Raw genomic sequence first — 19573 nt, 5'->3', positions numbered from 1 at the left:
CAGATTCTTGATGGATAGCGGGTTAGCGTCTGCGCGACCTGACCGGCTGAAGGGCGAGGGCGCGGCCCCACATGGAGGGGCGCAGCGTCGGCTGCCCGCTGTACCGCCAAAGCCCGGCGCCCGAAGGCTTCTCCTGGTGGGCGCGGCGAACCGTGCGGCGTTGGCGCCTGACCCTGGGAGGGGTGAGCGCGGCCTGCACCAGCAGCCGCAGGCGACGCAGCCGCGCAAGTATGATGGACAACATGGAGCCACTCCTTCTCGAGGAGGGCGCGCTCGACGCTGGCGCGTCGGTGTTCGACTGGGAGAGAGAAACCGGACCCCATCATCGAGCGCACCCGATGCGATCCGACATCACGATCACGATGATCGTCAGAGGGGCCCGGGCCGCATCAGGAGAATCTCAAATCCGGCTCCCGATCGCCAATGAGAATGCGCGATGAAGCCCATAAGGCTCGCTTATGGACCTTGGAATTGAGCGCCCGACGCGGCCGTGGCCTGGGCGGGGTCAGGGTCCCGTCGCGCCCCGCTCGAGGGTGCGCAGGACTTCCTGGGCCAACAGCTTTGCGGGGCCGTCGGTCGCGCCGCGCGCGGTGACCAGGGCGATCTCGCTGTCCGCGAGCTTGGGGAGCGGTTCACCGATGACGATGAGCTCGCGCGGCGCCATGGCGAGCGGAAGCACGCCCACACCCAGGCCCGCCCTCAGGGCCGCCATCTGGCCGGCGAGGCTGGGGGAGGTGAAGGCCGCGCGGAAGGGAATATCGGCCTGCTGCAAGGCCGCCAGGGCTCGCTTGCGATAGATGTCCGGCGCGGGGGCTATGATCAACGGCAGGGGCTGCCTCTCAAGGCTTGCGGCGTCCTGCGCCACCCACATCAGCGGCTCACGCCAGACGCGAACCCCGAGCTCAGGACCGACGGGCTCTCGCTTGATAAGCGCCAGATCCAGCAGGCCGCGCGACAGCTGGTCCAGAAGGTTCGCCGTGTAGTCCGCCGTCACAGCGAGCGTGATGCGCGGATGACTGCGCGCAAAGCCGGCCAGGATTGCGGGCAGATGCAGCGTGGCGATGTCCTCGGGCGCGCCGAACCGCACTTCGCCTTCGAGGTCGCCCTCACCGAGGCTCGCGACTATCTCGTCATTCACGCGGAGCAGCCGGCGAGCCTGCGGCAGCAGGCCGGCGCCTTCGAGGGTCAGGCTGATGGACTTGCCGGTCCGGTCGATGAGGGGCGCGCGGAGCTGGCCTTCCAGGCGTCGGATCTGCAGGCTTACGGCCGGTTGGGTCCGTCCCAACAGCGCCGCGGCCCGGGTGAAGCTGGTGGTCTCCACCACGGCGACGAAGGCGCGCAGCAGCTCCAGGTCGAGGTTCACGAGACGGTTTGGCACTTCATAATCATTCGTTATGTCGACCATGACTGAAATAAACTGGAGTGAGGTCTAGGTCGAGGCCAAAGAGCGCGCCCCAACTCTTGAAAGGCGCCCCATGCTCGAAACCGTGCCCGGCCTCGCGTTGCTGACGACCCCGGCGGTTCTGTTCTTCCTGCTCGGGGCCGGCGCGGCCTTTGCGCGATCAGACCTCGCCGTGCCGGAACCGGTGGCCAAGTCGTTGGCGCTCTATCTGATGCTGTGCATCGGGTTCAAAGGCGGGGCGGAGGCCAGGACGGCCGGCCTGGACGGCGACTTCCTGGTGGCGGCCGGCCTCGGCGTCGCGCTCAGCGCGCTGTTGCCGCTCGTCGCCTACGTCGTCCTCAAGAAAATCTCGCGTCTCGACCACGCGACGATCTGCGCCCATGCGGCGACTTACGGCTCGGTCTCGGTCGTCACCTTCGCCGCGGGAGAGGCTTACCTGGCCGCACAGGGCCTGGCGCCGGGGCGCTACATGGCCGCGGTCCTTGCCCTTATGGAAGCGCCCGCCATCCTGACGGCGCTGCTGCTGCTGAATCGCTCCGCCGCGGGACCTTCGGGTCGCCCGGGCGGCGCCTTGGGGCAGGCCGGGATCATGAGGGAAGTCGTGTTCGGCGCCGCCACCGTCATGCTGCTTGGCAGCTTCATGGTGGGCCTGGTTTCGGGACCGCCAGGCCTGGCCAAGCTCGACGTCTTCGTCGGTCCGCTGTTTCAAGGGGCCCTCTGCTTCTTCCTGCTCGATACGGGTCTGGTCGCGGCCCGCAGGTTGATGGTTGGCGGGCGGAAACTGACGCCCCCTCTCCTCGGCTTCGCCATAGGGTTTCCGGTGCTGTCTGCGGTCTTGTGCCTCCTTGTCTCCCGATGGGCGGGTCTCGCCGTTGGCGACGGGGCGCTTCTGGCGATCCTGGCCGGATCGGCCTCCTACATCGCCGTCCCCGCGGCGATGCGGCTCGCGGCGCCGCAGGCGGATGCGGGGGTCTATGTGACCTCCTCCCTGGCAGTGACGTTTCCGTTCAATCTGACCCTCGGCATCGCGATCTACGCGGCCTCCGCGACGTGGATCTGGCGCTGAGACCTCCTCACCGAGCCTCCGGTCCGCCGGTCATCTCTCCAGCCCGGGGCGATCGCGGGGGACCGCCTCTGGCTGACCACTGCGCCTGGCGCCGCTCACCATGGACGGATCACCCCCGCCACCGCCATAGTCTCCCCAACAACCGTCTGGGGAGGCGACGATGCTGCGCAAATACCTGCTGCTGGCTCTTGGCCTGATCCTGATCCTGGCGGGCTCCATCCTCGCCCATGCCATCCAGACCACGAACGGCGTCACGGTCACCGATGTGCGGTTTCCGGGCGACAAGGGGGTGGTCATGAGCGGGCTGCTCTACCGCCCGGCCTCTGCCACGGCGGCGACGCCAGCGCCCGCGATCCTGGCCAGCCACGGCTATATCAACACCCGCGAGATGCAGAGCGCCTTCGCCATCGAGCTGTCGCGGCGGGGCTTCGTGGTGCTGGCCATGGACATGACCGGGCACGGCGGGTCCGGCGCCGCCGTCGGCCAGCAGGGCTTTGGGGGGCCGGCCGCCCTGCGCCACCTGCGCGGCCTGGCCTTCGTGGACGCCGCCAATATCGGCCTGGAGGGCCACAGCCTGGGGGGCGGTCCCGTGGTGGCGGCCGCCGAGTCGGCGCCGGACGGCTACAAGGCCGTGGTGCTGGAGGGCTCGACGCCGGCCATCGGGGCGGTGTTCGGCGCAGCGGCGAAGGGGCAACTACGCAACCTTTCCATCGTGTTTGGCCAGTACGACGAGTTCGCTCCCCTCATGTGGCAGGTGGCCAAGGGCGGCGACGTGGAGACCTCGAAATCCCTGCAGGCCATGTTCGGGTCAACGGGCCCCGTGGTGGAGGGCCGCATCTATGGCGACCCGGCCGCCGGGACCGCCCGCGTGCTGCACAATCCCCCCATCACCCACCCGTGGGAGCACTTCTCCTCCGCCGGGGTCGGCCACGCCGTGGACTGGTTCCAGGCGCAGCTCTCAGGCGCCGCGCGGCCCCTGCCGCCGGGCGATCAGATCTGGATCTGGAAGGAGGTCGGCACCGGCGTGGGCTTCCTGGGCTTTGTCATCCTGCTGCTCGGAACCTTCCAGGCGCTGCTGCGCCTGCCCGTGTTCGCCGCCATGGCGCGGCCGGCCGAGCCCCCCGGGACCGAGCGCGGCGGCAGGTGGTGGCTGGCGGCCATGCTGACCGCCGTGGTCCCGGCCGCCACCTTCTTCACCTTCATGGAGATCGGGAACCTGTTCTTCCCCATGAAGCTGTTCCCGCAGTTCATCACCAACCAGCTGCTGGTCTGGGCCCTGCTCAACGCGGTCCTCACCCTGGGGCTGAGCCTGTTCCTCAAGGGCGGCAAGGGCGGCTTCACCACCGACTGGCCGCGCGCCATCGCCATCGCCGTGGCCACCGTGGCGGTGGGCTACCTGTCGCTGGCCGCCGTCGATGCGGCGTTCCAGGTAGATTACCGGTTCTGGGTCCTGGGGCTGAAGCCCCTGGACGGCGCCCACGCCGTGATGGCGCTGGCCTATCTGCCGCTGTGGACACTGTTCTTCCTGGTGTCCCTGCGGGCCCTGCACGCCAACCTGGCGGTGCGCGGCGAGGGGGCGGGCCGCGCCTACCTGACCGCGGCCCTGGCCATGAGCCTGGGCTTTGTCCTGCTGCTGGCCATCCAGTACGGCAGCCTGCTGACCACCGGCCTGCTGGCCGTGCCGCAGCAGCCGCTGAACACCATCGTGGCCATCCAGTTCGTGCCCCTGCTGGCCATGGTGGGCGTGATCGCCGCCTTCACCTATCGCCGCACCAACAGCCACGTGCCGGGCGCGATCATCTGCGCCCTGGTGATCTGCTGGTACGTGACCGCGGGCACCGCCACCCACTGGTCGCCGGAGTTCCGGCTGCCGGGGGCGGCGTCGAAGTAAGGCGCAGCGCGCCGGGACGCGCCCAGCGCGCGCCTGACCCTAGCGTACCAGGGCGGAGACGACTTCGGAGATGAGGCCGGTGCGGGTCTGGGCCAGGTAGTACTGGTTATCCACCTGCACCCAGCGATAGCCGGCCGGCGCGGTCCTCAGGCGATAGGCGCTGGGGTCGGCCACATAGTAGGACGGCTTCACATAGGAGGAGGGCAGCCTCTGGCCCTGGCGATAGTGCTTCTTGTACTGGCCGGGGGGCATGCCGCCCGGCTTCTTGGCCAGGCCCGGCGGGGTCCAGGCGCCGCCATTGTCGTGGCGAGAGTCCTGATGGCCCTTGTCCTTCTTGTGGCCTTGCCCATGGCCCCCGGGCTCGGCGTGGGCGGCGATGGGCGCCAGGGCCAGGGTGGCGACGGCGGCGGCGGCGAGCAGGTTTTTCATTCTTATGTCCTTGGAGGTGGTCCCTCACGACCCCAACGCCGAGCTTCACCGAAGGTTCGGCGAGCTAGACCATGATCCGGTAGGCACATCGTCGCGCGCCGGCCAGGATGTGCTCCAGCCGCTCCACCCGGGCCGGCGCCAGCAGCATCTGGAACAGGGAAAGCTCGGCGCGGCAGAAGCCTTGGCAGGCCGCCGCGGCCGCGCAGATCGGGCAGTGGTTCTCGATCAGCAGGTAGGACCCGTCCGCCTGCAGGCTCCATTGCGCCATATAGCCCTCGGCGGCCCTCAGCTGGGCCAGCTTGGCGAGCCTGGCCTCCAGGCCTGCGTCCGGCAGGGCGGCCCGGTAGCCGTCCGCCACCACCCGCTCGCGCCGCGCGATCAGCCGGTCCAGCACGGCGGGGCCGAACTCGGCCCGCACCGCCTCGATCAGGTCCACGGTCATCTGGGCGTGGGTGTCGGGGAAGCGGCCATGCCCCTTGGCGGTCAGGGACCAGGACCGCCGGGGCCGCCCCACCCCGGCCCGCGCCGTGGCGTGCTCCACCAGCCCCTCGGCGGCCAGCTTCTCCAGGGATTGCAGCGCCGCCTGCCGGCTGATCGCGAGCGCGCCGGCAAGCTCCAGGGTCCGGCTGGGACCCCGGGTCTTGATCTGGAACAGCAGGTCGTCGGGCGTGCTTCGCATTTGACAATCATTCTATTGCAAATCTCCATGGCCCCGTCTAGTCAGGCCTGCATTCGCCCTGTTGAGCCTGTCGAAATGGAACCTGCCCAAGCCCAGGACGGAAGCTGGTCCGACGTCGTCGCCGACGGCCGGCTGCCGCTGTTCGCCCTGATCTGCCTGGGGGTCTGGCTGGGCGCCGCCGACAGCCTGGTGACAGCCACCATCATGCCCAGCGTCGGCGCCGACCTCGGCGGCTACGCCTATTTCGGCTGGGCCACGGCGGGCTACCTGCTGGGCTCGGTCCTGGCGGGCGCGAGCTCGGGCCTGCTGGCCCAGCGCTACGGACTGCGCCGCGCCACCGCCTGCGCGGCCCTCCTCTACGCCTTCGGCTGCGCCCTCAGCGCCGCAGGCCCCGACATGGCCAGCTTCCTGATCGGCCGCCTGCTCCAGGGGATCGGCGGCGGCTGGGTCACCGGCTTCTGCGCGGTGGCCATCGGCCTGCTCTTCCCCAACCGCCTGCTGCCCCGGGTCTATGCCGCCATCACCGGGGTCTGGGGGATCGCCAGCCTGGTGGGGCCCATGATCGGCGGGGTCTTCGCCGACGCCGGGAACTGGCGCGGGGTCTTCTGGTTCTTCGCCGTCCAGGCCGTCGCCGTGGCCATCGCCGCCTTCGCCATGCTGCCCAAGGGCCAGGACGGCCAGCGGGGCCAGGGCGTCGCCTGGGGCCAGCTTGGCCTGATCGCCGCCGGGGTCGTGGCCATCGGCGCGGCCGACATCGCCGGGACCTTCGGGCGCTCAGCGGTGCTGACGGCCGTGGGGGTCGCCTTCCTGCTGGCCATGGTCTGGCTGGACGAGCGCGCCGTCGTCCGCCTGCTCCCCAGGGGCTCGAGCTCCCTGCGCACCGTGCCGGGCTCCGGCTACGCCACCATGTTCCTGCTGACGGCCGCCTCCATGGGCTACGCCATCTACGGTCCTGCGATCCTGCAGCAGCTCGCCGGTTTGTCTGCCCTGACCGCCGGCTATGTGATCGCGGGAGAGGCGGCGGCCTGGACCCTCGCGGGTCTGGCCGTCGCCCATCTCACCGGTCGCTGGCCGGGACGCCTGATCCTGGCCGGCGCGGCGCTGGCCACCCTGGGCGTGGGCGCCAGCGCGCTGGTCTTCCCCACGGGTTCGGTGCCGGGGATTGTCCTGGCCGGGGCGGCCCTGGGCGCGGGGTTTGGTCTCTCCTGGGCCTTCATGAGCCAGGCCATCCTGGAGGCTCTGCCGGACGAGGAGCGGGCCATCGGCGCGGCGGCCATGACCACGGTGCGCCTGACCGGCTCAGCCGCCGGCGCGGCCATGGCCGCCGCCGTCGCCAATCTGGTGGGCTTCTCGCACGGCCTCAGCGAGGCGACCGCCAAGTCAGCCGGCGTCTGGGTCTTCGTCGCCGCCCTGCCGGTGGCGCTGGCCGGCGTCTGGACCGCGCGGCGCTTGGCCCGTCTCCGCTAGAGCTGGTCCAGCCCGTAGGCCGCGTGCAGGGCCCGCACCGCGAGCTCGGTATAGGCCGCGTCGATCAGGACGCTGATCTTGATCTCGCTGGTCGAGATGACCTGGATGTTGACGCCCTTCTCGGCCAGGGCGCCGAACATGGTCTTGGCGACTCCGGTGTGGCTGCGCATGCCCACCCCGATCACCGAGACCTTGGCGACGTCCTCGTTCACCTTGACGTCCTCGAAGCCGATCTTCGGCTGGGCGGCGCGCACGATCTCCACGGCGCGGGCGGCGTCGCGCTTGCCCACCGTGAACTCCATGTTGGCGGTGTCGGCGGTGCGGGCGTGGCTCTGGACGATCATGTCCACATTGACGTTGGCGTCGGCCAGGGCGCCGAAGATCGCCGAGGACACGCCGGGGTGGTCGGGCAGGCCGTACAGCGTGATCTTGGCCTCGTCGCGGCTATAGGCGACCCCGCTCACGATGCGCTTTTCCATGATCTCTTCCTCGTCGCACACGATGGTGCCTTGGCCGGGCGCTTCGCCGGGCTCGACAAAACTGGACAGCACCCGCACCGGCACGTTCTTGGCCATGGCGAGTTCGACGGAACGGGTCTGCAGGACCTTGGCGCCCAGGGACGCCATCTCCAGCATCTCCTCGTAGGAGATCTTGCTGAGCTTGCGGGCCTTGCTCTCGATCCGCGGGTCGGTGGTGTAGACGCCGTCGACGTCGGTGTAGATGTCGCAGCGGATGGCCTTCACGGCCGCGGCGATGGCCACGGCGCTGGTGTCGGAGCCCCCGCGCCCGAGGGTGGCGATGCGGCCATCGCGGGTGACGCCCTGGAAGCCGGCGATCACCGCCACCTGGCCCTTGTCCATGGCCTCGATGAGGTTCTCGGAGGGTACGTCGTCGATGCGGGCGCGGCCGTGGGCGTCGTCGGCGATGATCGGGATCTGCCAGCCCATCCAGGACCGCGCCGGGACACCCATGTTGCGCAGGGTCATGGCCAGCAGGCCGGCGGTCACCTGCTCGCCCGAGGCCACAACGACATCGTACTCGTCGTCGGAGGGCTCAAGCCCTTGGGCCGCGGCGCCCGCGCCATCGGTCCAGGCCACCAGCTCATTGGTCTTGCCGGACATGGCCGAGACCACCACGGCCACCTGATGGCCCGCGGCCACCTCGGCGGCCACCAGCCGACCCACGCGCCGGATGCGCTCGAGGTCAGCGACGGACGTACCGCCGAATTTCATCACCAGCCGGGACATGGGCGTGGTCACAAGCTCCTTGAGGGGAGAGGGAAGGGCCGCGTTCTAGCGACGCTCGGCCCCCGGAGCAACGCCGGGCTTCGCGTCAGCGCGGTTGGCGGATAGAAGGAGGCCCATGACCGTCGCTTCCAGCATCGACCCCGAAGACGTCGAACGCTTCTCCCGCATCGCCGCCGAGTGGTGGGATCCGAAGGGCAAGTTCGCGCCGCTGCACAAGTTCAATCCCGTGCGCCTGGCCTTCATCCGCGAGCAGGCCCTTGTCCGCTTTGGCCGCGACAGCCAGGCGCGCAAGCCCTTCGAGGGTCTGAAGCTGCTGGATATTGGCTGCGGTGGCGGCCTGCTCAGCGAGCCGATGACCCGCCTGGGCTTTTCCGTCACCGGCGTCGACGCCTCGGAGCGCAACATCGGCACGGCCAGCGCCCACGCCGCCGAGCAGAAGCTGGAGATCGACTACCGCGCCGGCACGGCCGAAGGGCTGGAGGCCGAAGGGTCGGGCCCCTTCGACGTGATCCTCAACATGGAGGTGATCGAGCACGTGGCTGATCCGGGGGAATACCTGCGGACCTGTTCGCGCCTGCTGGCCCCCGGCGGCCTGATGATCGTGGCCACCCTCAACCGCACCCTGAAGGCCTTCGCGCTGGCCAAGGTCGGCGCCGAATATGTGCTGCGCTGGCTGCCCGCCGGCACCCACGACTGGACCAAGTTCCTCAAGCCCGACGAACTGCGCGGCTTCCTCAAGGACGAGAAGCTGCGGGTTCAAGGGCCGTTCGGAGTGGCCTACGACCCCATGAACGGCCGTTGGTGCCGGTCATCAGACTGCGACATCAACTACATGATGACTGTCACCCGCGACGCGTCGTAAACACGGCCCGTTCAAAGGACCAATACATGGCTTCGATACGCGTGCTCAGTCACGCCTTCCGCGCTTGGCGGCGCAATATGAAGTGGGCCAAGCACGAACCGGAGACGCCGTATCTGGCTGACCTGCTGTCCGGCGCCCCCGTATGCCTGCATGTGGGCGCGAGTGACGGCCGCCACTCCTACGTGATGACCCAGGTGGCGCCCGACGCGCGCATCTATGCCTTCGAGCCCTCGGCCTTCACCTTCGAGGTGCTGCAGCATTGCCTGGCCTGGCACGGCATCTCCAAGCAGGTGACCCCGATTCACGCCGCGGTGTCCGACGCCCCGGGTGAGATGCTGCTGGTGACGCCGAAGAAGACCTCGGGCCGCATGGGCCGGGCCTACGCCTTCGTCTCCGACGCAGCTCCGGAGGGCAAGATCCGCCCCGACCTGGAGGATGTCGGCGTCGAGCTGCAGCCGACCCCGGTGGTCACCCTGGACCAGTACTGCGAGACCCACGGCGTCAACCGTGTCGACTTCATCCGCATGGATATCGAGGGCGCGGAGCAGAAGGCGCTCACCGGCGCGCTGGAGATCATCGATCGCGACCGCCCCCACGTGCTGCTGGAAATCCACCCGGCCATGCTGGAGGCTCGCTTCGGCGGCACGGCCGAGGCGGTGGTGGATATGTTCCGCTCACGCGGCTACCGCATGTTCGCCCTGAACGGCGACCGGCTTGAGGAACGCACCACGGTGGTGCCCAACCTCCCCTGGAAGGACTACTTCTTCGTCCACCCCAGCCGCGCTGCGAAACTCCCTGACGGTGTCTTCAAGGCGCGGATGGCCGCCTAGGCCTAGCGCGCCACCGGCCTAACGTCCTAAACCTCACCCCAACAACGATGTGGGGGAGGGACAGCGATGCTGGCCTTGATGATGGACCGGGCGCTCAACCTGCCGTCCATCCTGGAATATGCGGCGGCCTATCATGGCGACCGCGAGGTGGTGACGCGCACCGTCGAGGGGCCGATCCACCGTTACACCTATGCCGACGCCCTGGTGCGCGCCAAGCAGATGGCCAAGGCCCTGACGGCCCTGGGGGTGAAACGCGGCGACCGCGTCGCGACCCTGGCCTGGAGCACCCATCGCCACTTCGAGCTCTACTACGCCGTCAGCGGCATCGGGGCGGTGCTGCACACCATCAATCCACGCCTGCATCCCGATCAGGTGGCCTGGGTGGCCAACCACGCCGAGGACAGCGTCCTGCTGTTCGACATCACCTTTGGCGACCTGGTGGGCGAGATCGCGCCCAAGATGACCACGGTGAAGACCTTCGTGGCCCTCACCGACCGCGAGCATCTTCCTGCGGAGGCGCCGGCCGGGACCCTAGTCTATGAGGAGCTGATCGCCGCCAACACGCCGGACTTCATTTGGCCGGAGCTGGACGAGCGGACCGCCTCGGGCCTCTGCTACACCTCGGGCACCACGGGCAATCCGAAGGGCGTGCTCTATTCGCACCGCGCCACCGTGCTGCACGCCATGGCCATGGTGCAGCCCGACGCCTTCGACCTGGGAGCGCGGGACGCCGTCCTGCCCTGCGCTCAGATGTACCACGCCAACGCCTGGTGCACCCCCTATGGCGCGCCGCTGGTGGGGGCCAAGCTGATCCTGCCGGGCCGACATCTCGACGGCCCCTCGATCTGCGAACTGGCGGTGGCCGAGAAGGCCACGTTCCTGCTGGGGGTGCCCACCATCTGGATCGGGGTGCTGGATCACCTGGATCAGACGCAGCAGAAGCTCACCACCGTGCGCACGGTCGCCGTCGGCGGCTCGGCGCCCACCGCCGCCTTGATCAGCCGTATCGAGGATCAGATGGGCGCCACGGTCCGGCAGATCTGGGGGATGACCGAGACCAGCCCCATGGGGGTGATCAACACCGCCTTGGCGAGCCATGCCGGTGAAGACCAGGCCACCTCGACCGCGCGCAAGCTGAAGCAGGGCCGTGGGCTGTGGGGCGTGGAGATGCGCATCCTGGCCGACGACGGTTCTGAACAGCCCCGCGACGGCGCCAGCCCGGGCGCCCTGCAGGTGCGCGGCCCCTGGGTGTCCTCCGCCTATTTCAAGAACGAAGGCGCCCAGGCCTTCACCGACGACGGCTGGTTTGACACCGGTGACATCGCCACCCTCGACCCCGAGGGCTATCTGCGCCTCACCGATCGCGCCAAGGACGTGATCAAGTCGGGGGGAGAGTGGATTTCCACCCTGGACCTGGAGGACGCCGTCTCATCCCACCCGTCCGTGGCCATGGCGGCGGCCATCGGGGTGCCGCATCCGAAGTGGGACGAGCGGCCCCTGCTGCTGGTCACCCTGCGTCCCGGCCAGACCGCCGACCCGGAGGCGCTGAAGGCCCACGTCGCCGCCCGCGTCGCCAAGTGGTGGACGCCCGACGAGGTGCGCATCGTCGAGGCCCTGCCGATCGGCCCCACCGGGAAGGTGCTCAAGCGCGAGCTGCGTGACCAGTTGAGCGCAGCCTCCTCAAACTAAGGGGCCGCGCGCCCGAACCCGCCTTGCCATCCCGCGTTCAGATCCCAGTTGAGTCGGGACGACGGAGTATCGAGCGTGGCGCGTAAACGGCCCAAGGGCGTTCTGGAGATCACCTGGGCCGTGGCGGAATCCGCTGTCCGAGGCCGGCAGGAACACGTCCCCGTCGCCGATGACTATCCTGACACCGTGGTGCGGCGGATCAGCTTCGCCGCTGGCGGCGGTCTGGGCTGGAAGCTGTCGGCCATCGAAAGCCCTCGCGCCAGGTCCGCCCCCTGGAAGATCGTCGTCGTCACCGGCGCCCCGTCGTGGGCCGAGTACTGGGCCCCGGCCATCGCCGCCCTGCCCGAGGACCGGGAGATGGTGGTGGTGGACCGCCCCGGCTATGCGGGCTCCGAGCCGGTGGAATATGTCGGTGACATTGGACAGCAGGCTCTCGCCCTCAGTCCCCTGCTGCAAGCCAAGCCCGGCCAAAGGATCCTGCTGGTGGGCCAATCCTATGGCGCCGCCATCGCGACGCTGATGGCGTCCGCCAACCCTGGCAAGGTCGCCGGCTTGGTGCTGCTCTCGGGCTACTATGGCCAGCCGGGTCCCACCGCCGAGTGGCTGCTCAAGGTGGGCGCGCGGATGCTGAAGATCATCCCCCGGGATGTCCGGCACGCGGTCCTGGAGGTCACCAATCAGGCCGGCCAGCTAGAAGGCATGCATGCCGCGCTGCGCAGGTTGAAGGTTCCCGTCCATGTGGTGCACGGCGACAAGGACGACTTCGCCCCCATCGAACTGGCCGAGAAGCTGGTGGCCGAGACCCGCACGCGCCGGCCCATGCGTTTTGAGCGGGTGACCGGCGCCAACCACTTCCTGAACGACGGCCCGGCCGAGGATCTGTTAGCGACCCTCGAGGGCTGCATACCCAGGCCCTTGGCGTTCAAGCTCAGCTGGCCCCGGTGGCCGAACCGTTTGTGGCTTGCCAAACCCAAGGCCAGGGCCGCGGTGGCGACTTGATGAACAAGTCTCCGTGATACCGGATCTCTCGCCAGGACGGCTGCGGCCGCGTCGCAGGTCGCAGCTTTGACGACCGACCCCAGCAAACCCAATTTCCCTTGGCGCGCGTCACCTGAACGGCGATAAGGTCTGCCTCTCGGAAGTCTTGGGCATACCCGGACTTCGATAATCCGCCCGGATCAATCGGGCGCTGTTGGGGAACGCCAGGATGAAAGCCGCAGTGCTGCGCGAAGTGGGTAAGCCGCTTCAGATCGAAGATGTCCAGATCAACAAGCCGGGTCCCCACGAGGTCTTGATCCGCACCAAGGCCGCCGGCCTTTGCCATTCCGACCTGCACTTCATGCTCGGCTCGTATCCGACCGTCCTGCCGACGGTTCTGGGCCATGAGAGCGCCGGCGTCGTGGAACAGGTGGGCTCCGAAGTCCGCACGGTGAAGGTGGGCGATCACGTCATCACCTGCCTTTCGGCCTATTGCGGCCACTGCGACCAGTGCCTCACCGGCCACCTGTCGCTCTGCGTCTCGCCCGAGACCAAGCGCGACAAGGACGAGGAGCCCCGGCTCAGCGCCGCCAACGGCCCGATGGCGCAGTATCTGAACCTGTCGTCCTTCGCTGAGCAGATGCTGATCCACGAGCACGCCTGCGTCGCGATCCGCAAGGACATGCCCCTCGACCGCGCCGCCTTGATCGGCTGCTCGGTGATGACCGGCGTCGGCGCCGCGATCCACACCTCCAGCGTCCGTCCGGGCGAGACCGTGGCCGTCATCGGCCTGGGCGGCGTCGGCCTGGCGGCGGTCAACGGCGCGTCCATCGCGGGCGCTGGCCGGATCATCGCCATCGACAACGTGGGCTCCAAGCACAATCTCGCCATGCAGTTCGGCGCCACCGACTTCATCGATGCTTCGCAGACCGACGCGGTCAAGGAAGTGCTCGAAATGACCAAGGGCGGGGTGCATCACTCCTTCGAGGCCATCGGCCTGTCCAAGACCGCCGAGCAGGCCTTCAACATGCTTCGCCGCGGCGGCACCGCCAACATCATCGGCATGATCCCGGTCGGCCAGACCATCACCCTGATGGGCGCCGCCTTCCTGGGCGAGAAGAAGCTTCAGGGCTCGATGATGGGGTCCAACCGCTTCCCGGTGGACATGCCGCGCCTGGTGGACATGTACATGTCGGGCAAGCTGAAGCTCGACGAGATGATCTCCCAGCGCATCAAGCTGGAACAGGTCAACGAAGGCTTCGACGATATGAAGAAGGGCGGGCTCGCCCGCTCCGTCATCATGTTCGACTGATCGCTTCGGCGATCCGGAAATAGGCAAGGCCCTCCCTCGCGGGAGGGCCTTTTTTCGTGGCTGGGCTCGATGTTAGGGTTAAGTCTCTGTATTCCATAAATAAAGGCGTGGGCGTCGGAAACTGGAGGGGATGCGGGGGGTTACTTCCGGGTACCCCCTTCAGGAGCAACCCCATGGCCGACGAGTCCGACCCCGAGCTGCTGCGCCTGGCCCATATCTGGCAGATGCGGTTCGGCGAGCCGCCGCCCATCGTCACCGACGCCGAGATGATCCGGCGGGTGCTGGACTCCCTCCCGCCGGACCCTGTGAAGAAAGAAGCCGCCTAGGACTGCAGGACCTTGCGCACTCCGGCGTTGAGGTCGTTTTCAACCCGGCTCTCGACATTGAACAGCATCGTGGCGCGCGTGTCGGCGTCATAGGGCGCCCAGGCCGGCAGGCCGGGCGCGTTTGGGTCGCCGGTGCGGGCGAAGGCCAGCCAGGCGGAGGACATCTGGTCAGCCACCGCCTGCGGTTCGTCCCCCCGGCCCACGAAATTGCGGGCCTTCTCGACATTGTCGAACACCAGAGGAATCTCCAGGGCGTGGGGACACTTCAGCCGGCCGCGTGACACCGGTGTCTCCCAGGTCAGCATGTAGACATAGGCCGGCGCGGCCTTCTGGGCGGCCTTGCGCTCGGCGATGGTGATGGAACCCAGCCACATGCCCGTGGCCGTCTGGGCGGCGCTGACCAGGTAGGTGGGCGAATAGTCGGGGTGGACCTTGCGCAGTTCGGCGACGAGGGCTTCGGCCTTGTCCCCGGCCGCGGCCTTGGAGCGCTTGGCCAGGTCCTCCTCGGTCAGCTCGCCGAACTTCGGGTCGCCGATCATGAAGAGGGTGCTCTCGTCCTGGTTGGTGCCGATCAGCACCGGGACGTCGGCGCTGATGGCCGGGGCGTCGGGGACGAAGGGATCGCGGGGCAGGGCGACCCCGTCCACCACCGGGGTGAAGCCGCGCATACGGTCGCCCACCTTCACACTGGCGCGGCTGAGGGTCTCGGTGTCGATGGCCGCAAGGCTGGCGGCGTCCTTCACTCCCAACAGGTCCAGATAGGCCTGGGCGGTCTTGCCCGCATCGGCCTTTGTGGCGCCGCGCAGGCCCGGGCCCGACTGGATGATGGCCTTGTGGAACAGACCCGTGGCGCCCGGCATGGCCATCAGCAGGGAGACCTTCCAGCCGCCGCCGCTCTCGCCGAAGATGGTGACGTTGGAGGCGTCACCGCCAAAAGCCTCGATATTGTCGCGCACCCATTCCAGCACCTGGACGATATCCAGCATGCCAGCGACCCCCGACTGGGCGTATTCCGGCCCGAAGACGTCGCCGAGGTGCAGGTAGCCGAAGACGTTGAGGCGGTGGTTGACGGTGACGGTGACCACGTCGCCCTTCCGGGCCAGGGCGCCACCGTCGTACATGGCCGCGCCGCCCGAGCCGTTGGCGAAGCCGCCGCCGTGCAGCCAGACCATGACCGGCCGCTTGGCGCTGTCCAGACCCGGCGTCCAGACATTGATGAACAGGCAGTCCTCGGAGGAGCCGGGTTCGTCGGGCGCGGGCGGATCGCCGGCGGAGGAACCCCGCTCGCCGGGCGCCATGCCCGACTGAATGGCCGGCGCGCCGTAGCTGACCGCCTCGGCGACCTCGGACCAGGCCGCCGGCCGCCGGGGCGGCTTGAACCGGCCCTCTCCGGTCGGCGGGGCGCCATAGCGCAGGCCCTTGAACACCTGCAGGCTGTCCTCGACATAGCCCCGGACCGGCCCGTTGCTGGTCTTGACCACCGAGGTGCGGATGAGCGGCGCGAGCGCCATGTCGTCGGCCATCTGAGCTTCCTCCTGAGCGAGGGCTCTACCGGCCCCTGGCGTCATTCTGCGCCTGGGTATGGGAAGATGGCAACGCTGGCGGTCACTCGGAGAATACGCCCATCAGCACAGGGCGCGCATAGTCCTCCATCACCCGAAGGGTGGAGCCTGGGTGGCGGACGGGGTCCATGGAATTGGCGCTGTTGAAGGCCACCATCAGCATCTGGGCGGTCAGCAGGGCGTCCACCGGGCGGATTGAGCCGTCGGCCACGCCGTCGCTGATCTGACCGGCGAAGGCGTGTGCGATCTGCTGGAAGCGAAGACGCAGCCTGCGACGCATCGGGCGGGGGACGGCCGCCATGGCGTGGTGGCGCAGCATGCGGCCCGATTCACCCGAGGCCTGATGATGGATCAGGGAGCAGACCGCCAGCCAGATGCGCCGCCAGCCGTCCGGCTGTTCGCAGGCGCGGTTCCGGGCTTCGTCGATCAGGTCAAAGGTGCGTTGGAAGCAGGCGGCGGCCAACTCATCCTTGTCTGTGTTGTGGTGATAGAACGAGCCCTTGGTGACTTTGAGCCGGGCCGAGATCTTGTCCACTGAGGCGCCGCGATAGCCCTCGCGGTTGATGAGGTCGGTGGCGGCGATCAGAAACCGTTCCCGGGTCACCTCGTCGTTCTGGGCGACGGGGGAGCCCAACGCCAGCAGCGGCAGGTCAGGCCAGGCCTGCCCTTCGCCGGCCAGACCCTTCAGCAAGGTGTCGGCGATCCTGTTGGCCACGCGGGCGTAGTCGCCGGGCTCATACAGGGCCAGCCAGGCGTCGGCCCAGCCCAGCTGGTCGACGATCAGGCGAGCCAGGGCCGCGCGGCGCGGGCGGGTCATCCAGGGCAGGGCGTCGGTCTTGCCGAAGTGGCCGATCCGCACATAGAGCTCGCGGAAGGCCTCCATCAGGGGCTGGTGCTGGTCGCCCTCGATCAGGTGGATCTCGCTGAAGGGCGCCAGGGGCGGCTGTTCGCCCAGCTGGATCAGCCGGCGCACCTCGAAATAGGCGGCCACGAACCGACGCAGTCGGGCGGCGGGCTCGGTCTCCTGGAACGCCTTGTCCAGCATGGCGTCCCAGCGGCGGATGGTGTCGTGAAGGACCGCGGCTGCCAGGTCTTCCTTGCGCTTGAAGTAGTAGGTGAGGCTGACGGGGTGCAGGTCCATCATCTTGGCGACCGCGGCCAGGGTGAACCCTGAGACCCCACGGTCTTTGAAGACCTCCGTGGCCGCCGCCATGATCGCGTCACGCTTGGCGGCGTACCGGGCGCGGACCTTGGACGGGTTGGCGGCGGGGGCCATGGAATCGTTGCTCCGACAGAGACTTAAGCCAGATCTTAGAGCGCCGGGGCGCGTCGGAAAAGCGGCGTCGCGCCACACCCGGGCGCGGTGGCCGCGCGGAAGTCATCATAACGTTGTCGGCTTCCCGTGGCCTCGTTCGTCCTGGGGAAGCGCCTCGAGACGCCCGGCGACCGTCGGGGGAGGCCGGAAGAGGGCGGGCCGTCCATGACCACCACAGACACTCCGAAAGCCATGCTTTGGACCGGCCGCGTGCTCAGCGGCCTATTCGTCGCCTTCATGCTGATGGACCTGACGATGAAGCTGCTGGACCTGCCCGTGGTGGCGGAGACCTCGCGGCAGCTTGGCCTGCCAACCGACCAGGCGCGGCTGCTGGGGACGATCCAGCTGATCTGCGTGGCGCTATACCTCTATCCCCGCACCTCGGTGCTGGGGGCCGTCCTGGTGACGGCCTACATGGGCGGAGCGGTCGAGACCCACCTGCGGGTCGGAAGCCCGCTGTTCAGCCACATCCTGTTCGGCGTCTACCTGGCCGTGATGGCCTGGGGCGGCCTCTGGCTGCGCGACGCGCGGCTGCGGTCGCTCTTCCCCTGGCGGCGGCTCTAGCGCCGCAGCCCGGCGACCTGGATCGGGTCCGCCGAGGCGAGTTTCCGGGTGTCACCCTGGGACGTCTCGGCCTCGGCATGGCTGACGAGCTTGTCGATGTGGGCCTTCTTGGCGCGGAATGCGGCCAGTTGGGCGCCGGCCAGGACAGTGCCGGTGGGCACCTTGGCGCCGATCGGGCTGACGCGTCGGCCCTTCATCCAAGTTTCGTAGTGCAGGTGGGGACCGGTCGAGGCGCCGGTGGAGCCCACATAGGCCACCAGTTGACCTTGGCGCACCCGCTGGCCGGGCTTGAGGCCCTTGGCGTAGCGCGACAGGTGGGCGTAACCGGTTTCCCAGCCGCCCGCGTGGCGGATGCGTAGCCAGTTACCGTAGCCGCCCCAGCGACGGGCCTCCACCACGACGCCGTCGCCGGCGGCCAGCACCGGGGTGCCGGAGCCCGCGCCGAAATCGATGCCCTGGTGCATGCGGTTGAAGCCCAGGATCGGGTGACGGCGCATGCCGAAGGTCGAGGTCATCCGCGCGCCGTCCACCGGGGTGCGCAGCAGGAAGCCCTTGATGTTCTTGCCCGCGTCATCGAGGTACTCGACTTCGCCGTCGGGCATCTCGAAGCGATAGAAGCGGATACCCTTGATCTCGGCATATTCCAGGTCGCCGGTTTCGACGGTGCGACCGCTCTCGGTGACCTTGCGGTCGAAGACCAGTTCGAACTTGTCGCCCGGCTTGATGTCGCGGTCGAAGTCCACCTTGTGGGAGAACAGCTTCACCATCTGGGCGGTGATGGAAGAGGTGGCCCCAAGGCGCGAGGCGCTCTCATACAGGGAGCCGGTGATGGCGCCCTGGGCGACCGTGGTCTCGTCGCGAATCTTCTCTTCCATCTCCCGCAGGCGCAGGGCGCCGTCGAAGGTGCGCGAGACGGTCACCGCCGTGGCCGGGCCGGTGCGCAGGGACAGGCCGATCAGCCGCGCTGGCCCACGCTCGCCGCGCGGCTTGGCGATGGCGGCGTCAAAGGCGAGCCCGGCCTTGATGTGGACGGTGTCCATGGCCTCGCCCAGGGTTTGGACAGCCTGGCGGGCGTCGTCGGGGGCGACGCCGGCCCGCAGGACGGCGGCCTCGAAGGTCTCACCCGGCTGAATCTTGACGGCGATGTTTTCGGGCCGGGTGAACCCGGGCTGCGCTTCGGCCTGGGTGAAGGCGGCGTGCTGCAGGGCGGAGATGGCGGCGGGGTCGAGCGGGGGCGGCGTCGGTGCGGTCGCCTCGGCGGCGGTCAGCTTCCAGCCCAGAGCCAGGGCGGCGAAACCGGCCACACCGACCAGCAGGCGCGGCGCAAGACGCAGGGTCGGACGTCTCGGATCGAACTCGTGCATCGTGCCCCCGTTACGAATATCGCTCTAGCCAAGCTTGACCTTGGCAAGTTCAAAATGGCGCATCTGGCATGCAAGCCAGCAAAACGCAGGCCGGGCCATCGTGGCCCCCCTTGGTTAACCGTATGTGACCCCGCGGTGGACTGGTCCATTTGTCACGGCAGGAGTTCATCCAACGGGATTGCGGCGACATCTCGTCACCCGGGTTGCTTAAGCACGCCTCCTCTACAGAAGACTAAGCACGAGTTCCGCCGGACGGCATAGGATGGCCCCCTTGGATGTTACGACAATAGGCCGATTCACCAGGATCGGCTCCAGGATCATGGCGGCGAACAGCGCTTCGTCCGAGGCGGCCGGATCGCTCAGCCCCAGCTCATCGGCCCGGGTGCCGTTGACCCGCAGGATGTCGTGCGCCCCGACCCCCATGGCCTTGGTCAGGTCGTGGAGCTGATCCCGGGTCCAGCCGACCTTCACATACTCCACGACCGTCGGGTCCAGGCCCTTCTCACGCAGCAGGGCCAGGGTGTTGCGCGAGGTGCCGCAGGCGGGGTTGTGATAGATGGTGATGTCGCTCATGGGCTTCCTTTAGCCTC

The 19573-nt window shown here is 68.6% G+C and carries 18 protein-coding genes; 10 read left to right on the top strand and 8 right to left on the bottom strand.

All coding sequences use genetic code 11. The features are described from left to right. Positions 1-505 precede the first annotated feature (505 nt). Positions 506-1378 carry a LysR substrate-binding domain-containing protein gene (locus OCL97_RS01735; protein WP_377367037.1) on the bottom strand — a complete coding sequence of 291 codons (873 nt, stop codon included), beginning with the start codon at positions 1376-1378 and terminating at the stop codon, positions 506-508. Between the two features lie 97 nt (positions 1379-1475). On the opposite strand from OCL97_RS01735, the gene OCL97_RS01730 reads away from it, so the two are divergent. After that, on the top strand, positions 1476-2468 hold the full coding sequence (locus OCL97_RS01730) for a sodium-dependent bicarbonate transport family permease (protein ID WP_377367035.1): 993 nt from the start codon (positions 1476-1478) through the stop codon (positions 2466-2468). Between the two features lie 160 nt (positions 2469-2628). Further along, a complete protein-coding gene (locus OCL97_RS01725; RefSeq protein ID WP_377367033.1) occupies positions 2629-4359 on the top strand; it encodes an alpha/beta hydrolase in 1731 nt (576 codons plus the stop codon). A gap of 39 nt (positions 4360-4398) precedes the next feature. Here the strand turns inward: OCL97_RS01725 and OCL97_RS01720 are convergent, their stop codons facing one another. Further along, positions 4399-4788, bottom strand: a complete 390-nt coding sequence (locus OCL97_RS01720) for an RcnB family protein (RefSeq protein ID WP_377367031.1) — start codon at positions 4786-4788, stop codon at positions 4399-4401. Between the two features lie 64 nt (positions 4789-4852). Then, positions 4853-5467: a helix-turn-helix transcriptional regulator gene (locus OCL97_RS01715; protein ID WP_377367029.1), complete on the bottom strand. Its 615-nt coding sequence runs from the start codon at positions 5465-5467 to the stop codon at positions 4853-4855. A 75-nt stretch (positions 5468-5542) separates the two neighbouring features. Here OCL97_RS01715 and OCL97_RS01710 point away from each other — a divergent pair, with 75 nt between their 5' ends. Then, positions 5543-6934, top strand: coding sequence for an MFS transporter (locus OCL97_RS01710; RefSeq protein WP_377367027.1), 1392 nt, complete (start codon positions 5543-5545; stop codon positions 6932-6934). Here the strand turns inward: OCL97_RS01710 and OCL97_RS01705 are convergent. Beyond that, positions 6931-8181, bottom strand: a complete 1251-nt coding sequence (locus OCL97_RS01705) for an aspartate kinase (RefSeq protein ID WP_304774703.1) — start codon at positions 8179-8181, stop codon at positions 6931-6933. The genes OCL97_RS01710 and OCL97_RS01705 overlap by 4 nt on opposite strands. 115 nt (positions 8182-8296) lie before the next feature. Between OCL97_RS01705 and ubiG the strand changes: the two genes are divergently transcribed. The 6 genes from ubiG (at position 8297) to OCL97_RS01675 (ending at position 14178) form a co-directional block, all read left to right on the top strand. Continuing rightward, complete coding sequence (ubiG, locus tag OCL97_RS01700; RefSeq protein WP_377367025.1) at positions 8297-9043, top strand: bifunctional 2-polyprenyl-6-hydroxyphenol methylase/3-demethylubiquinol 3-O-methyltransferase UbiG; 747 nt, start codon at positions 8297-8299, stop codon at positions 9041-9043. 26 nt (positions 9044-9069) lie between these two features. Further along, a complete protein-coding gene (locus OCL97_RS01695; RefSeq protein ID WP_377367023.1) occupies positions 9070-9873 on the top strand; it encodes an FkbM family methyltransferase in 804 nt (267 codons plus the stop codon). A gap of 66 nt (positions 9874-9939) precedes the next feature. Beyond that, on the top strand, positions 9940-11562 hold the full coding sequence (locus OCL97_RS01690; protein ID WP_377367021.1) for a long-chain fatty acid--CoA ligase: 1623 nt from the start codon (positions 9940-9942) through the stop codon (positions 11560-11562). Between the two features lie 75 nt (positions 11563-11637). Further along, entirely contained in the window at positions 11638-12561 is a 924-nt protein-coding gene (locus OCL97_RS01685) for an alpha/beta fold hydrolase (protein ID WP_377367019.1), read from the top strand. Between the two features lie 208 nt (positions 12562-12769). Beyond that, positions 12770-13852, top strand: a complete 1083-nt coding sequence (locus OCL97_RS01680; RefSeq protein WP_304774665.1) for a Zn-dependent alcohol dehydrogenase — start codon at positions 12770-12772, stop codon at positions 13850-13852. A gap of 173 nt (positions 13853-14025) precedes the next feature. After that, the gene (locus OCL97_RS01675) at positions 14026-14178 is read left to right on the top strand and encodes a hypothetical protein (RefSeq protein WP_377367017.1); all 153 of its coding nucleotides are present in this window, start codon (positions 14026-14028) and stop codon (positions 14176-14178) included. Here OCL97_RS01675 and OCL97_RS01670 read toward each other — a convergent pair. Both OCL97_RS01670 and OCL97_RS01665 read right to left on the bottom strand, forming a co-directional pair. Continuing rightward, positions 14175-15701 carry a carboxylesterase/lipase family protein gene (locus OCL97_RS01670; RefSeq protein ID WP_377367015.1) on the bottom strand — a complete coding sequence of 509 codons (1527 nt, stop codon included), beginning with the start codon at positions 15699-15701 and terminating at the stop codon, positions 14175-14177. The genes OCL97_RS01675 and OCL97_RS01670 overlap by 4 nt on opposite strands. 82 nt (positions 15702-15783) lie before the next feature. Beyond that, entirely contained in the window at positions 15784-17016 is a 1233-nt protein-coding gene (locus tag OCL97_RS01665) for a TetR/AcrR family transcriptional regulator (protein WP_377367013.1), read from the bottom strand. Between the two features lie 204 nt (positions 17017-17220). Between OCL97_RS01665 and OCL97_RS01660 the strand changes: the two genes are divergently transcribed. After that, on the top strand, positions 17221-17619 hold the full coding sequence (locus OCL97_RS01660) for a DoxX family protein (protein ID WP_377367011.1): 399 nt from the start codon (positions 17221-17223) through the stop codon (positions 17617-17619). On the opposite strand, the gene OCL97_RS01655 is transcribed toward OCL97_RS01660, so the two are convergent. Both OCL97_RS01655 and arsC read right to left on the bottom strand, forming a co-directional pair. Further along, on the bottom strand, positions 17616-18983 hold the full coding sequence (locus OCL97_RS01655) for a peptidoglycan DD-metalloendopeptidase family protein (protein ID WP_377367009.1): 1368 nt from the start codon (positions 18981-18983) through the stop codon (positions 17616-17618). The two genes, OCL97_RS01660 and OCL97_RS01655, sit on opposite strands and share 4 nt — an antisense overlap. A 222-nt stretch (positions 18984-19205) precedes the next feature. Next, the gene (arsC, locus tag OCL97_RS01650; protein WP_377367007.1) at positions 19206-19556 is read right to left on the bottom strand and encodes an arsenate reductase (glutaredoxin); all 351 of its coding nucleotides are present in this window, start codon (positions 19554-19556) and stop codon (positions 19206-19208) included. Between the last annotated feature and the right edge of the window lie 17 nt (positions 19557-19573).

The sequence above is a fragment of the Phenylobacterium ferrooxidans genome (assembly GCF_042714595.1).
Lineage (GTDB): Bacteria > Pseudomonadota > Alphaproteobacteria > Caulobacterales > Caulobacteraceae > Phenylobacterium > Phenylobacterium ferrooxidans.
This window is presented reverse-complemented; position numbering and strand designations above follow the sequence as displayed.